The sequence below is a fragment of the Cyanobacterium sp. HL-69 genome, assembly GCA_002813895.1.
Classification (GTDB): Bacteria; Cyanobacteriota; Cyanobacteriia; order Cyanobacteriales; family Cyanobacteriaceae; genus Cyanobacterium.
This window is the reverse complement of record CP024912.1, coordinates 1,428,409-1,443,283: the sequence shown is the minus strand read 5'-3', so window position 1 is coordinate 1,443,283 and position 14,875 is coordinate 1,428,409. Positions and strand designations below refer to the sequence as shown.

Below are 14,875 nucleotides of genomic sequence, written 5' to 3'. Positions count from 1 at the left end.
AATCTTGACAAAATCAAAACAATAAAGTTAATCACCCTAAACTGAGAAATTAAAGCTGTATTTTTTACTAAAAAATTGTATTATCCATTATCAATTATTCCCTTACATCATTTGTGTAAAAAAATCAATGGTTTCTTGAAGAGCTTTAATAAACACATCTATTTCCTCAAAAGTATTGTAAAAATAAAGACTAGCCCTCGCACTACCAGAAATTTCTAAATATCGGTGTAAAGGTTGGGTGCAATGATGCCCAGAACGAATGGCAACCCCTTCATTATCAAGGAGTGTAGCCAAATCACTAGCATGGATACCCTGAACATTAAAAGCAGCTAAACAAGCCCTTCCTTTACCCTCTGGGGTGGGTTGATTGCCGTAAATTTTTAGGTTAGGAATTTTGTTTAACCTCTCAAATAAATAAGCCGTTAATTCCTCCTCATAGGCGTGAATTTTATCCATGCCAATATTCGTTAAATAATCCACCGCCGCACCGAGGGCAATGGCTTCACCGATGGCAGGGGTACCTGCTTCAAATTTGTGGGGTAATTCACCGCAGGTAAAATGGTCAAGATATACCTCCCCAATCATTTCTCCTCCCCCAAGGAAAGGGGGCATTTCTAATAATAATTCTTCCTTACCGTATAAAAATCCTATCCCTGTGGTAGCACACATTTTATGTCCTGAGCCTACTAACCAATCACAATCCATGGCTTGGACATCGATGGGGAGATGGGGAAGACTCTGACAGGCATCAATTAATACTTTTGCCCCCTGCTTATGGGCTAAATCAATGATTTCTTCTACGGGGTTGATGCAACCGAGGGTATTGGAAACATGGACGATGGATACTAATTTGGTTTTTTCGTTGAGGAAGGTTTTATATTGTTGAAGGTTAAATTCTTCGGTGTCGGTAAGTTCGACAAAACGGATTTTTGCCCCTGTTTTTTGGGCGATAATTTGCCAAGGAACTATGTTACTATGGTGTTCCATGACGCTCAAGATAATTTCGTCACCTTCTTTGAGGTTGGTTAAACCCCAGGTATAGGCAACCACATTAATGGCTTCACTGGCGTTACGGGTATAGACGATTTCGTTCCGACTACGGGCGTTAATGAATTTTGCTACTTTATCCCTTGCCCCTTCGTAATCATCGGTTGCTCTTCCGCTAAGACTATGGGCGCCTCTATGGACGTTGGCATTGTTTAACTCATAGTAGTTTCTGAGGGCGTTGATAACGGCGGTGGGTTTTTGAGATGTGGCGGCGTTATCGAAGTAAATTAGGGGATGCCCGTTGATTTCTTGGTCAAGGATGGGAAAATCTTTTTTTATGTTGGGATCGATCGCACTTACTTGAGTTACTGTCATAACAGGGTTATTTTTTTATAGGATTAGTAATCACCATGGACGGTCAAGAATAATGCCTATTCTAACATAGGGAGCAGTTAACAGTTGACAATGAACAATGGACAATTAACAATTATGTTGTGCTAAAACCTTTGCATTTATATATTCGTGTTTTGCTGTGAAATTGAGGTGTTATGGCAGATAATTTTTATTTAGGTTTTGATTTTGGTACTTCGGGGGTAAGGGCGATCGCCCTTGATCAAAATTATCAATGTAGTGATATTATCAAAGTACCATGCCAAAACTATGACCATTTTTCCCAGTGGCGAGAAATTTTTGAAGAGGTTTTTTCTCAACTCCCCCTCAATATAAAACAAAATTTAAGGGCGATCGCAGTTTCTGGCACATCCAGCACTGTTTTATTATGCGACAAAGAAGGAAAACCCCTCACCAATGCCCTTTGGTATAACGATAGTCGAGGAAAAAATGTACTCCCTCAACTGCAAGAATTTGTCCCCGAGAATAATCTTACCCTCAGTGCTACTTCTAGCCTTGCCAAACTTTATTGGTGGTATCAACAACCTATTTTTAACCAAGCCCATTATTTTCTCCATCAAGCAGATTATCTCGGTTTTTTGTTACATGGAAAACTAGGTATTAGCGATTATCATAATGCCCTCAAATTAGGTTATGACGTGGAAAATTTAACCTATCCTTCATGGCTAAAAAATAAACCTTTTTACCATCTTTTACCTACCATTAAACACCCAGGGGAAACCGTTGCCCCTATCATGGCAAATATTAGTAAAAAATTTAATATCAATGCCCAATGTGTCATAAAAACAGGCACTACCGATAGTATCGCCGCTTTTTTAGCTAGTGGAGTCAAAAATACGGGGGAGGGGGTAACTTCCTTGGGTTCAACCCTTGTTTTAAAACTTCTTAGTGACAAGAAAATCGATGATAGTCGTTATGGTATCTATAGCCATCGCTTAGGAAATTTGTGGTTAACTGGGGGGGCTTCTAATACGGGCGGTGCGGTTTTAAAACATTTTTTTTCTCCTCAACAGTTACAGGAGTTGACTAATAATATTAACCCTAATAATCTTCTTAATTACCATTATTATCCCTTAATAAATAAGGGCGATCGTTTTCCTATTAATAATCCTGAATTAAGCCCAAAATTAGAACCAAAACCTGATACTTCTCTTCTTTTTTTACAAGGAATTTTAGAAGGGATTGCGGACATTGAACAACAAGGTTATCAATTATTACAACAACTAGGGGCAAATCCTCTCACTAAAGTATATACCGCTGGGGGAGGTGCGATAAATGAACCATGGCGACAGATAAGGGAATTAAAGTTAAATGTACCTGTAGCAAAATCTCCGCACACGGAAGCCTGTTATGGAGTTGCCCTTTTAGCCAAGGGAGAAAAATAAATAATAGCGTCTATTTTAGATATGATTTTTCATAGAAGCAGGGAATAGGGAAGAGGCAATGGTGATAATATTTTGATGTCTCAATTTCTAGCATCATTCAATTGTATTTCATACGATGATTAAGTAATGCCGAATTTTTTTTGTTTTGCTTTTTGAACACTCGATAAAGATCATTATTTTTAACATCTTTAACAAAAATGCAATTATCTTCATCAAATCTTTTTATTCAAGACTGAAAAATTAATTTACGATTACTTTATCGACAAAAACATTCCTTTAAATTCTTACATAAAAGTTATTAACTTTTTCAATAATAAAAAATGAATAACGTATTTAAAATAGCAACCATAGCTATCTTATCCACTTTAAGTGCTTCCGTGCTACAAACAGCTAATGCGGCTACTTTTACTTTCAATTTGAACAATGCTCCCGATGGCACCGTCCTAGATCCTTATTTAATCGACGGTGCCGGACAAACAATAGGCTCGACAACATACAGCACGAACAACAATAATGTTGGACAAATATGGAGTTCTATTGGGATTAGTATAACTGCTGTTAATTCAAGTAATAATCCTGCTCGTGTGGGATTATTTCAAAGTAATTGTCTCCCTAATCCTCCAGTGGGGACGCCAATACCAAACACAGGTAATTTTACAACTACTAATTTCGGCAGTAATACTGGAACATCAAATAATGGTTTTACTGTTCCTTGTAACACAACTGCATCTCTCGGAGATCCAGACTTGGCCACGGGAAAAGGTAATTATGGGAGTGTGAGTTATGATACGCCTTCTCAAGGGGTTCTCTTGATTATAGAAGAGAATGCTGGCAATGGTATTCCCGATGATCTAGGCAACGGTGGTAAAATTAGGATTAACTTTGATCGTAGTATTCTCTCCAGTGTGAAGATTGGAGAAATCACTTTAGTTGATGATGTTAGAGGTTCAATTTTAGTAACCTATACCGATGGCACTTCCAATTTTAATCCCACTTTTAATTTAACAGAGGAAAATGAGCTAAGCACCTACAATCCCACCGATGGTCAAGTCGATTATTTAGAAGTTGACTTTAGTGGTCGTAGTGGTGCAATCGGCAGTGTTTTCTTCACAGAATTTAACACGGTGGCGGTAGAAGTGTCTGAGCCTTCTAAGATTCTTTTGAGTTTATTTTCTTTAGGATTAATACTTTTTTCCAAGAAACATCTACAATCAGAGGATTATGATAGTTAAATTTGCTATTTCTGTTTTGTGTATGGTGTGGGGATAAGAGTTTTCAGACTATATAGTACGGGCAATCAACAAAATTTAATAATTAAAAACTTGGAAATGTCGTAGAGTAAAGGGTTGAGACTATTTTTAAAGATCATAATTATCTATGTCACAACCTACTATAGAATCAATCCTAAAGGAAAAAAGAACTTTTAAACCCTCTGCGGAGTTTGCTAGTAAGGCAACTATCGATAGTTGGGAAAAATATCAAGAGTTATATCAAAAAGCCTCGGAAAATCCCTCCGAGTTTTGGGGAGAGTTAGCAGAATCAGAATTAGATTGGTTTGAAAAATGGGATCAGGTACTAGATTGGAGTAACCCCCCTTTTGCCAAATGGTTTGTTAACGGTAAAATTAATATTTCCCACAATTGTTTAGATCGTCATCTCACCACTTGGAGACGTAATAAGGCCGCTATTATTTGGGAAGGGGAACCGGGGGATAGTCGCACCCTTACCTATGCTCAGTTACACCGTGAGGTGTGCCAGATGGCTAATGTGATTAAGCAGTTGGGGGTTAAAAAAGGTGATCGGGTAGCTATTTATATGCCGATGATTCCCGAAAGTGCGATCGCCATGTTGGCCTGTGCCAGAATTGGGGCAGTACATAGCGTCGTATTTGGGGGATTTAGTGCCGAAGCCCTACGGGATAGACTCAATGCCGCTGAGGCAAAATTAGTCATTACCGCCGATGGTGGTTTCCGTAAAGATAAAACCATCGCCCTCAAACCACAGGTTGATTTAGCCCTCGAAGACAACAAAGCACCCAGTGTGGATAATGTTTTAGTGGTAGAGCGCACCAAAGAAAAAGTCCATATGGAAGCAGGGCGCGATCATTGGTGGCATGACTTACAGGCAGGGGTTAGCGCCCATTGTCCCGCCGAACCCATGGACAGTGAAGATATGTTATTTGTTCTCTATACCAGCGGCAGCACGGGCAAACCCAAAGGGGTAGTCCACACCACGGGGGGATATAACCTTTATGCTCATATTACCAGCAAATGGATTTTTGACCTCAAGGATGATGATGTTTACTGGTGTACCGCTGATGTGGGCTGGATTACGGGGCATAGTTACATCGTTTATGGGCCTCTTTCCAACGGTGCCACTACGGTAATGTATGAAGGAGTGCCACGCCCTTCTAATTTAGGCTGTTTCTGGGATGTGGTGGAAAAATATGGGGTAAATATCTTTTATACGGCTCCCACGGCTATCCGTGCCTTTATAAAAATGGGGGAACACCATCCCAACGCCCGTGATTTATCTTCCCTGAGACTTCTTGGCACCGTAGGCGAACCCATTAACCCTGAAGCATGGATGTGGTATCACAAGGTAATTGGGAAGGAAAAATGCCCTATAGTCGATACTTGGTGGCAAACGGAAACAGGGGGGGTGATGATTACAGCCTTACCAGGGGCGACTCCAACCAAACCAGGTTCGGCTACCCATCCCTTTCCTGGCATTATGGCGGATATTGTGGATTTAGATGGTAATCCCGTGGCGGATAATCAAGGGGGTTATTTGGTGGTGAAACATCCTTGGCCTGGAATGATGAGGACGGTATATGGTGATCCAGATCGCTTCCGCAATACCTACTGGGAGCATATTGCCCCTAAAGATGGTAATTACCTCTATTTTGCTGGGGATGGAGCGAGAAGGGATGAAGATGGCTATTTTTGGGTAATGGGTCGTGTGGATGATGTGATTAATGTTTCGGGTCATCGTCTTGGTACTATGGAGGTAGAATCTGCCCTAGTGTCCCATCCTGCAGTAGCTGAGGCTGCGGTGGTTGGTAAACCTGATGAGGTTAAGGGTGAGGATATATGCGCTTTTGTTACCCTTGAGGGTGGTTTTGAACCCAATGATGATTTGGCTAATCAGCTTAAAGCCCATGTAGTACAGGAAATCGGTGCGATCGCCCGTCCTGCAGAAATCAGATTTACTGAGGGAATGCCCAAAACCAGATCTGGTAAAATCATGCGTCGCCTTTTACGTAGTCTTGCTTCTGGACAAGAGATTGCAGGGGATACCTCTACTTTAGAAGATCGTAGCGTCTTAGATAAACTCAGAGAGGGAGCATAAAAAAGGTATTAGGAAGTTTAGGTGTTGGGTTATCGGGGTGTCGAGCATTGAATATAAGTTTTGACTAATATTGTCTATTTATCGTCACTGTAATCCCCGATTATTAAATAAAAATATTTGCTCTATAATATTCTAAAAACCTTTTAAAAAAACAAATTTTATGGAGCAAAACAACTCACATTATTATTTTTATTTAGACTTAATTAATGAAGAATAAATAATTGTATTTGTGATTTAAATATAATTTAAAATTAGACTTTATATTAATATTTTAACAAAATGTTATGGTTATATGTAACAATAAGTTTAATACACTGAGCTATTATTAAATATTTACTTGTTATGAATCGTAAAACATTTTTTGGTTTAAGCATAGGTGCAATTTTCCAGGCAAGTTTTGCACCCACATTCTTGATGGCATTAATAAAACCTCAACCAAAATCAGAAAGTAATGGTAAAGATAAAATTGCCCTTTCTGATGCTCAATGGCAAGAAAAATTAACCCCTGATCAATATCATATATTAAGGGAAGAAGGTACAGAAAGACCTTTTTCTAGTAAGTTAAATGATGAAAAACGTGAAGGTACTTTTGTTTGTGCTGGATGTGATTTACCCCTATTTAAGTCCAGTATGAAATATGATAGTGGTACTGGTTGGCCTAGTTTTTATGATACGATCGCCCTTAACGTTGAAACTAAAACAGACTTTAAACTAATCATACCCCGTACTGAGTACCATTGCCGAAGATGTGGTGGTCATCAAGGTCATGTTTTTAATGACGGCCCTGCACCCACTGGGAAACGTTACTGTAACAATGGTTTAGCCCTTAATTTTGTACCTGAAACTTAATTTTTTGATGAAAAAGCTATTATTAATCATTCTCCTCTGCTGGTTTACTCTCGCCCCCATAGCCCAAGCCGACAACATTGCCAAAGCAACTTTTGCAGGGGGATGTTTTTGGTGTATGGAAGAGCCTTTTGACGAACTCGACGGAGTTATCTCCACCACTTCTGGTTATACTGGAGGGAATGTTGCTAACCCCAACTACAAACAAGTTAGCGCAGGTAGGACAGGACACGCCGAATCCGTAGAAATAGAGTACAATGCCGACAAGGTCAGTTATGAGCAACTATTGGATGTATTTTGGCATAACATTGACCCCACCGTTAGAAATAAACAGTTTTGTGATGTCGGTAATCAATATCGTAGTGCGGTGTTTTACCATGATGAGCAGCAAAAAGCCCTTGCCCAGACTTCTAAGGAAAAGGTTGCCCAAGAATTAGATACTAATATCTATACCGAAATAACTGCTTCTAGTGAGTTTTATCCTGCAGAAGATTATCACCAAAATTATTACCAGACTAGTACCCTCCTTTACAAATTTTATCGTAGTCGGTGTGGGCGCGATCGGCGTTTAAATGAAATTTGGGGAGAATAACAAATCATCAGTCGTTATTTAAAAAGGGATGGTTAAATCATCCCTAAAACCTCAACTAATATTACAAACTTCTAAGAAAGGATACTAAAAAAGTACAGATTAAATGTAGGATGAGGGAATACCGAACATGAATATGAAGAAATGTAAAGTAAGATTAGAAAAGGACATCAATCATTGTTTAACAATATGAATATTTGTTTTGAGGCAACAGAGGGAGTTAGGTTAAAAGTAGAGCAAAAATCGACTCCTCTTCAGCATTATCTAAGGCAACCGCAACGACTTGTCAAGGCCATTGCCGATGAAAAATTAATGACTCCCTTAGCCAATGATTGCTATAAGTTGAGAATGCACCCCCTTAATTTTTTAGATATTTATCATTTTCAACCCATAGTAGTGTTAAAAGTGTGGGCAGGGGCTTCTGGACGAGTCTATGTAAATTCTGAATCCTGCGAAATTAAAGGCATCGAATATATTAACCGTCGTTTTTTTTTATACCTAAAAGGAAACCTAACCCCTGAAGAAGTGGGTGGAAATGTTTACCTAACAGGTAAAGTAGATTTACAAGTAAAGGTAGATTTACCCCCTCCACTATGGTTAACTCCCCAATCATTGCTAAGAAGCACGGGAAATGGGTTATTAAGGGGTGTTTTAATGCGTATTAAACAAAGATTGATGTCTCAGTTGGTGCAAGACTATTACAGTTTTGTAGCGGAGAATTCTGGTGAAACAGGAAAAGATGGTTATGGTTTAACGGATGTCTTACCTCAAACATAATTAATTTTGACCATATAAAGGGGTTAAAATTCTTAACCCTTCCCTTTGTATTTCTTGAATCTACGTCTTAGGGAGAAAAAACTAAGACTTAATGGTAAACGATCGCACCTCAAGTATTTTACCTATCATAGAAATAGTCATCACATCATCTCGAATGACTCCTTCTACTTCGATGGTAATGCCATCCTGCTTCAAATCTTGGGGAGGGTTATATAATTCGTAGATTTTACCCTCTTTTGTAACTAAAGCCCATGCACCAACGGCAATGGCTCGATATTCAACTTTTCCAGAAACTTTAATCATAATAATATACAAAAAAATAACAGTGGTCCGAATTTTACTTGACTCAATCACTTCCTATGGTTGTTGATAATACTCGAAGTTGCACCACTGAGATAATTAAATTATATATCAATAGTTCCCTTGCTTCCTGAGTCAGCACATTTTAGGAAATCAGAGCGGAAGTAATAACCACTGCTACTTTTTTTTGACCTTTGAGAATGAAACTAACCGTTAACAGCTTGTTTAACCTCCTTGTGTTTACTATTTTGATTTAATTATTTTCCTTACCTACATCGATATTTAACAGAGTTGCACTGAAAACCAATTTACTATTCAATTTATTAATTGATCCAGTTCCCTTGCTCTCAGTTGTGGCACTTTAGGAAAAATGAAACAGAAAACGAAAAGCTGTTTCGGCACTCGAAAGACGGATAATACAACGTATCTTATTCAGTTAAGTTACCTCACTTTTTCAATGGGTTTCTATCGTTGTTTAGTCTAACGGAAGAAGGATCTTTTTCCTTCTATATATATAATATAACAACCTTTTTCCTCCAATGCTATGGGTTTTTACAAAACTTTACATCTATTCTTATCAATTCAGAAATGAGTATTTATACATAATTGTAAGTAAATTTATTTCTTTTTCTAATAGGCAACAGTGACCACTATAGGGCAAAATATTCACAAAACTTTGACTAAAAAATTGTTGTAATCGTTGGGCTTCTTCTACGGAGGGCAAAAGATTATCTTCTTCTGAGGCGATGATTAATACTGGTTGGGAAAACTGTTTAATTTTGTGCAGGTTGAGACGGAATTGATTAAGAAGTTTGATGCGATTGGATACCGTGAGGGGATGTATGGATTGGAGGGTATTCAGAAGGGCTACCCGTTGAGAATGTGCGATCGCATTTATTTTAACCAAAAAAGGAAACAAAATGAAAGTAGTGCCATTATAAATATTATTAGGCATCAAAGAAGTGATATAAGTGCCAACATTTAACCAACTACGACGATAAAAACTAGATGCGGAATTAATCAGAATTACTTTATCGAAAAAATCAGGAATCATCTCCATCAACTTCAAAGCGATACAAGCCCCAAAAGACTCTCCGCAAAGATATATCTGGGGATAATTATTTTTATCAACTTCCTTCTCCAATAACAACATTAAAGGCTTAATTAACTCTTGCCAGTTTGATGCCCTATCGTGGGTAAAATCGAGACAACGCACCTCAAAATTTCGGAATAAATCCCTTTGAGTTTCCAATAATTTGCCACTGCCATCCATGCCTGGTAGATAGATGAATAGGGGTTTTTTGTGTTTACTAATTCGATACGTTAAAAATCTCATATTAGGGAATGGGCAATGGTTTTTTAAAAGATTGACTATAACTATCAAAAAATAATCTTTAGTTTGCCCTTAAAATTCTTTTGACTCCTAAAAAGGGCAAGGAATTGTAAAAGATACTTTTTCTCCACTGTGGGGATGATAAAAGCTAATCTCACGGGCATGGAGATGGAGTCTATCTCTATTATCCCCTATAAAGCCGTAAAGGCGATCGCCCTTAATAGGAAAACCCAAACCCATCAAAGAATGTACCCGTAACTGATGAGTGCGCCCCGTCACAGGAAAAAACTCCACCCTAGTAGTAATACCATCACAAGCCATTACCCGAAAACCAGTCACAGCATCCTTCCCAAACCCATAATTAACCTCCTGTAGAGGACGATTATCAGGATTAGCCCATAAAGGTAAATCAATCTTGCCCTCATTTTCAGCTATCACTCCCGCCAATACAGCTTCATATATCTTATTCACCTGCCTACTCGCAAACTGACTAGATAAATTACGATGAACATCCGCACTTTTAGCAATAACTAATATACCAGAAGTATCTTGATCCAAACGATGAACTGCCTTAAAAAAATTATCATCTTTATTATTAACTCTTAAACGAGATTCCACACTATCAAAATTATCACTTCCTCTTCCAGGCACCGACAACAAACCACTAGGTTTATTAATCACTAAAAAATAATTATCTTCATAAACAACTTCAATTTGATAGTCATTATTTTTAACAGCATTATTCTGTAAACCCGACAGCAAAAAACCCATTATAGGCTCACAACGTTCCACACAAGCAGGATAAAATTTTCCTGATACTCTTTCCCCATTAGGAGAAGAAATTCCCCACCAAAACTCAGCCATTGCCGTCGGTTGAAGATTATTGACGGCCGCATAATGTAGCAACTTAGGCGCACAACAATCCCCCGTACCAGTAGGAATAAAAGACTTATTTACCAACTCCGACAAACTCAAGGTTTCTCCCGCAAAATTAGTTAAAGAATAAGCTCCCTGCATTTGACTTTGTAACTGACGAGAAAGATTTTTCCGTTCTTTTCTTAACTCTTGAATTTGCCTATCAGCATTCTCTACTTGTTGCTTAAAAGATGATAATTTATCTTGCCATTCCTTTTTAAAACTTCTCCTTTCCCAGTCATCTTTTCTACTCTCTTGGGCTAAATTAGATAACCTCTCATCTAATAAATCTCCTAGGAAATTTTCTTGATAATATATCCTCTTCTCATCCCTTAATCTTTTCCGTTGGCGATGAGTGTCTTTTAAAACCTGATAATCATGACTATGTTTATCTAGTAAATTACTATATTCTTCTCTTACCCCTAAAGTATTTAACGCAATAATTTCATTTTTTATCCTATCCAACTCCCTGAGAGTAATCTTTTCCGCCATAGCAAATTTTTTACGCCCCGGAATTTGATTTACCCATCCCTCCACATTATCCCTTCCCTTCCACAACCCAGAAAAAGCCTTGATAACCTTTAACTGCCCCTTGCTATCTTCACATAATAATATTCCATACATCTTGCCCTCCTCATCAAAACTGCCATTCTGTCTTAGATAATCCATTAACAGACAAGCAACTTTTTCCGCTAATGTTGTACGAGGTAATCTAAGAAGTTGATTAGTTTTTGGACAATATCCTTCATACCAATAAGTAACTTTACTATCCCCATTCAGTAACTCAGGAGGGACAAAATTTTCGAGGGTATCAGCAAAATAGTTTATCATAAAGGCAAAAAAAACAAGGTCAGAAAATCGACCTTGCTTTATTATTGAGCTGGGATGCTAGGATTCGAACCTAGGAATGGCGAGACCAAAACCCGCTGCCTTACCGCTTGGCGACATCCCATCGCTTGGGCACATAAACAATTATAGCGAATCCTACCTATATATTGTCAAGGGAAATTTAATTTTTTTTTAGGTTTTTCATTTTGGGATAGCCAAAGAATGAAATATTTTAAGTTTCCATAGGAATAAAGTAGTTATGGTGAATTGAGTAAGTGTTTCATCCTGAAAAATATGTCAATATAGAAGATGACCTTGTTATTGCTGAGTAATTCTTATGTTAGGGAAATTCCAAAGTAGTCAATTACGGATTGAGGTTGAAGCCGAGGAGAATATTCTTCGTGAATCTATTTTAGAGGTGGATAATGTTAGTAAGTGGTTTTTCCCTTTTCAATTAGATAAAAAGTTGTCTTCTAAGTTGACTACGGGAGCTAAGTTTAAAGCCTATATTGGTTTGGTAGAGGTTAACCATGAGGTGCAGTGTATTGAGAATAATTGTATCCGCTTCCTCTTGAGTGGGGGTATTGATGGTTATCAAGAGTGGTGTTGGGGTGATGGTTGGGTGCAGTCTAGCCTAGAGGGCATTTCTTTGTTGCCTCTGAAGTTGGGACATTCTTTTAATTTATTCAAGTTTAGGGAATTTGTTGGTTATAAAATGAGGCAACTAAAAAAAGAGAATGACGAATAAGCTACGTTAGTAATCATCGATGTTTTAGGATGGATAGTTGATACTTTTTTTCGCTATTAATTATCAATGTAAAAATCAGCAAATATATTTTTTAATAGTTGAATAGCTGGGTGCAAGGGGTCAAAGTTTAATATTTTTTCTTGGGTGCTAATAGTGTGGAAAGGCACAATTTCTATAACGCTATTACTATGGGCGATCGCCTCTATTTGTGCAATAAAATCCGCTGTCCAAACATTTTGTTTAATAGAAAAATTAGCATTTTTTATAATTACATCTCTAGCAATACCGGGTAATATTCCCTCGGATAACAAGGGTGTAAACCAGCATTCATCGGCATAAGCCCACAAATTACCTGTGGTAGTTTCTAAGAAATTACCATTTTTATCGGTTAAAATAGCTTCTTGAAAACCGTCTTTTTTTGCTTGATTTAAACATAAAAAAGGGGTTAAATAATTCCCTGTTTTATGTAACGGTAAAGAACGCATATTTTGATTATTTATTATCAGTTTACCTGCAATTCCTGACCGTTGTTTTTGCTCTAAATCAGCAGGTAGTTGCCTTCCTAAAATTAACTCTTTTCCATCAGGAAAAACGGTAACTCGCAACACAGGATAATGATTAGTTAAATATTGAGCTTCTTCTTTAATTCTCTGCCAGTCTGGCATTACCCAACCAAAAGTTTTTATGCTGTTATAAGTGCGATCGCAATGAGCCTCCCAGTTAGTCAGAGGATGTTCCAAAGACTGGTTATAAACCCTCAAAGTCGTAAAAATCGTCGCCCCATACAGAAAACCAGGGTCATTTACAGGCAAACAAATGGAATCCCCTTCAATCAATTGACCATCAAAAAAAAACATATTTTTTTTACCACAAACGCTTCTTACCATCAGGAAAAATAGTCGCCCAATTAGTCTCAGCCTCCTGCAACTGAAACTCATCCACATGGGCATCCGTCAAATTAGCACCACACAAATTCGCCTTATAAAGATTCGCCCCGTCCAAATTAGCCCCCGTCAAATCAGCATTGCGCAAATCCGCATACTGTAACTCCGCTTTCAGAAGATGAGCCTTCCTTAAATTCGCCCTACCTAATGCCGCTCGACTAAAATCAGCATGGTAAAAATTAGCACTCTCCAAATTAGCATCCTCAAAATTCGTCTTGATGAACTTACCATGATTAAAATTTACCCGAGGCAGATTAGCACCACTCAAATTAAAACCATTAAAACACTGATTACTAAAATCATCACGGCCCATGGCATAGGAACTTAACAAGGTTTCAGGGGTAATTTTAGTGGGTGATAAAGACTTAGATTTACCCTGACGAGCTTTTCTCGCCCGAATAGCTTCCGCCAAGCGAGATGCACTGGTACTAGAACGATTTTCACTATCTACATTATCCTCTGACTCTTGCGCCTCCTTGGGTTTTGATTCAAACTTTTTAGGACTGGAGATTAAACCCTGTTGTAACTCTATATCATAGGGCATCATATCCAAATCATTAATCACCTCATCTACCATTCGGTAGCGATTTCGCAAATCTACCTCCAACATTTTGCCGAGGATTTTGGCAAAGTTAGCGCTTACCTTCACTTCCTGCTCCCACAATAACTCCCCCGTTACCTCATCACACAACAAATCCTTGGGGGCCTTACCTGTTAGTAAATATAAACAAGTAGAACCCAAGGCATAAATATCGCTAGAATATACGGGGCGCATGGCAAGTTGTTCGGGGGGTGCAAAACCCATAGTACCGACTGCAAACTGAGTAAAGGCTGTTTGACCATAATTACTGGCGGCCAGTTGGGTGTTGACTTGGTCTTTTACTGCTCCAAAATCAATGAGAACTAACTTTTTATCTTGTTCCCTACGGATGATATTAGCAGGTTTTATGTCTCGGTGAATCATCTTGATGGAGTGGATATATTTTAGTATGGGTAACATTTCTACTAAAAAGCGTTTGGTGGCGTTTTCGCTTAATACTCCATACTTTTGTACTTCTTTTTGTAAAGTAATACCTTTGGCTAGGGTTTGGACGAGATAAAACTTTTTTTGATCTTCAAAATAATCAAGAAGGCGAGGAATTTGAGGATGATCTATTTTTCCTAAAGTTTTAGCTTCCCTTTCAAATAAATCTAATGCCATACTAAAAGTATCAGGATCTTCAGCATTAGGACGCAGTTGTTTAATGACACAATAAGGATTACCCGGCAAACGTAAATCCATTCCTAAAAAAGTCGAACCAAAACCACCCTTACCGATTTTTCTTAAGGCACGATAACGATTATGTAAGATCAAATCACTACCACAAGCCCGACACTGTTTGAGGTTGGGATGATTCTCAGGTTCAGGACAGGAAGGATTCACACAATAGCTTACAATCATTCAGCGTTTCCCATTTTTGC

General features: G+C 38.2%; 13 protein-coding genes and 1 tRNA gene. 7 read left to right on the top strand and 7 right to left on the bottom strand.

Going from position 1 to position 14,875, the window contains the following annotated elements:
* Nucleotides 1-102: 102 nt before the first annotated feature.
* On the bottom strand, nucleotides 103-1,362 hold the full coding sequence (locus tag AA637_RS06655) for a SufS family cysteine desulfurase (RefSeq protein ID WP_446684405.1): 1,260 nt from the start codon (nucleotides 1,360-1,362) through the stop codon (nucleotides 103-105).
* Between the two features lie 173 nt (nucleotides 1,363-1,535).
* Between AA637_RS06655 and AA637_RS06650 the strand changes: the two genes are divergently transcribed.
* The 6 genes from AA637_RS06650 to AA637_RS06625 all read left to right on the top strand — a co-directional run bounded on the left by AA637_RS06650 (nucleotide 1,536) and on the right by AA637_RS06625 (nucleotide 8,346).
* A complete protein-coding gene (locus AA637_RS06650) occupies nucleotides 1,536-2,783 on the top strand; it encodes an FGGY-family carbohydrate kinase (RefSeq protein ID WP_446684404.1) in 1,248 nt (415 codons plus the stop codon).
* A gap of 320 nt (nucleotides 2,784-3,103) precedes the next feature.
* Nucleotides 3,104-4,015, top strand: coding sequence for a hypothetical protein (locus tag AA637_RS06645; RefSeq protein WP_446684403.1), 912 nt, complete (start codon nucleotides 3,104-3,106; stop codon nucleotides 4,013-4,015).
* A 145-nt stretch (nucleotides 4,016-4,160) separates the two neighbouring features.
* Nucleotides 4,161-6,134 (top strand): acetate--CoA ligase, encoded by a 1,974-nt coding sequence (acs, locus tag AA637_RS06640; protein WP_446684402.1) that lies wholly within the window; start codon nucleotides 4,161-4,163, stop codon nucleotides 6,132-6,134.
* Nucleotides 6,135-6,476: 342 nt separating this feature from the next.
* Nucleotides 6,477-6,983: a peptide-methionine (R)-S-oxide reductase MsrB gene (msrB, locus tag AA637_RS06635; RefSeq protein WP_446684401.1), complete on the top strand. Its 507-nt coding sequence runs from the start codon at nucleotides 6,477-6,479 to the stop codon at nucleotides 6,981-6,983.
* Between the two features lie 7 nt (nucleotides 6,984-6,990).
* A complete protein-coding gene (msrA, locus tag AA637_RS06630) occupies nucleotides 6,991-7,572 on the top strand; it encodes a peptide-methionine (S)-S-oxide reductase MsrA (protein WP_446684400.1) in 582 nt (193 codons plus the stop codon).
* A 186-nt stretch (nucleotides 7,573-7,758) separates the two neighbouring features.
* A complete protein-coding gene (locus AA637_RS06625) occupies nucleotides 7,759-8,346 on the top strand; it encodes a DUF1997 domain-containing protein (protein ID WP_446684399.1) in 588 nt (195 codons plus the stop codon).
* Nucleotides 8,347-8,427: 81 nt separating this feature from the next.
* On the opposite strand, the gene AA637_RS06620 is transcribed toward AA637_RS06625, so the two are convergent.
* From AA637_RS06620 to AA637_RS06605, 4 genes are all read right to left on the bottom strand, one after another.
* Nucleotides 8,428-8,649 (bottom strand): hypothetical protein, encoded by a 222-nt coding sequence (locus AA637_RS06620; RefSeq protein WP_446684398.1) that lies wholly within the window; start codon nucleotides 8,647-8,649, stop codon nucleotides 8,428-8,430.
* A 574-nt stretch (nucleotides 8,650-9,223) separates the two neighbouring features.
* Nucleotides 9,224-9,982 (bottom strand): alpha/beta fold hydrolase, encoded by a 759-nt coding sequence (locus AA637_RS06615; protein ID WP_446684397.1) that lies wholly within the window; start codon nucleotides 9,980-9,982, stop codon nucleotides 9,224-9,226.
* Nucleotides 9,983-10,069: 87 nt separating this feature from the next.
* Nucleotides 10,070-11,725 (bottom strand): pseudouridine synthase, encoded by a 1,656-nt coding sequence (locus AA637_RS06610; RefSeq protein ID WP_446684396.1) that lies wholly within the window; start codon nucleotides 11,723-11,725, stop codon nucleotides 10,070-10,072.
* 49 nt (nucleotides 11,726-11,774) lie between these two features.
* Nucleotides 11,775-11,846, bottom strand: a tRNA-Gln gene (locus AA637_RS06605).
* Nucleotides 11,847-12,059: 213 nt separating this feature from the next.
* On the opposite strand from AA637_RS06605, the gene AA637_RS06600 reads away from it, so the two are divergent.
* On the top strand, nucleotides 12,060-12,470 hold the full coding sequence (locus AA637_RS06600; protein WP_446684395.1) for a hypothetical protein: 411 nt from the start codon (nucleotides 12,060-12,062) through the stop codon (nucleotides 12,468-12,470).
* Nucleotides 12,471-12,526: 56 nt separating this feature from the next.
* Here the strand turns inward: AA637_RS06600 and AA637_RS06595 are convergent, their stop codons facing one another.
* Nucleotides 12,527-13,327, bottom strand: coding sequence for an aminotransferase class IV (locus tag AA637_RS06595; protein ID WP_446684394.1), 801 nt, complete (start codon nucleotides 13,325-13,327; stop codon nucleotides 12,527-12,529).
* Nucleotides 13,328-13,334: 7 nt separating this feature from the next.
* A complete protein-coding gene (locus tag AA637_RS06590; protein WP_446684393.1) occupies nucleotides 13,335-14,855 on the bottom strand; it encodes a protein kinase domain-containing protein in 1,521 nt (506 codons plus the stop codon).
* Between the last annotated feature and the right edge of the window lie 20 nt (nucleotides 14,856-14,875).

Coding starts and splice junctions, on each gene's coding strand:
- AA637_RS06625 (WP_446684399.1), top strand. CDS start 7,759: ATGAATATTTGTTTTGAGGCAACAGAGGGAGTTAGGTTAAAAGTAGAG.
- AA637_RS06645 (WP_446684403.1), top strand. CDS start 3,104: ATGAATAACGTATTTAAAATAGCAACCATAGCTATCTTATCCACTTTA.
- msrA (WP_446684400.1), top strand. CDS start 6,991: ATGAAAAAGCTATTATTAATCATTCTCCTCTGCTGGTTTACTCTCGCC.
- AA637_RS06595 (WP_446684394.1), bottom strand. CDS start 13,327: ATGTTTTTTTTTGATGGTCAATTGATTGAAGGGGATTCCATTTGTTTG.
- AA637_RS06650 (WP_446684404.1), top strand. CDS start 1,536: ATGGCAGATAATTTTTATTTAGGTTTTGATTTTGGTACTTCGGGGGTA.
- AA637_RS06615 (WP_446684397.1), bottom strand. CDS start 9,982: ATGAGATTTTTAACGTATCGAATTAGTAAACACAAAAAACCCCTATTC.
- AA637_RS06620 (WP_446684398.1), bottom strand. CDS start 8,649: ATGATTAAAGTTTCTGGAAAAGTTGAATATCGAGCCATTGCCGTTGGT.
- AA637_RS06600 (WP_446684395.1), top strand. CDS start 12,060: ATGTTAGGGAAATTCCAAAGTAGTCAATTACGGATTGAGGTTGAAGCC.
- AA637_RS06590 (WP_446684393.1), bottom strand. CDS start 14,855: ATGATTGTAAGCTATTGTGTGAATCCTTCCTGTCCTGAACCTGAGAAT.
- msrB (WP_446684401.1), top strand. CDS start 6,477: ATGAATCGTAAAACATTTTTTGGTTTAAGCATAGGTGCAATTTTCCAG.
- AA637_RS06655 (WP_446684405.1), bottom strand. CDS start 1,362: ATGACAGTAACTCAAGTAAGTGCGATCGATCCCAACATAAAAAAAGAT.
- acs (WP_446684402.1), top strand. CDS start 4,161: ATGTCACAACCTACTATAGAATCAATCCTAAAGGAAAAAAGAACTTTT.
- AA637_RS06610 (WP_446684396.1), bottom strand. CDS start 11,725: ATGATAAACTATTTTGCTGATACCCTCGAAAATTTTGTCCCTCCTGAG.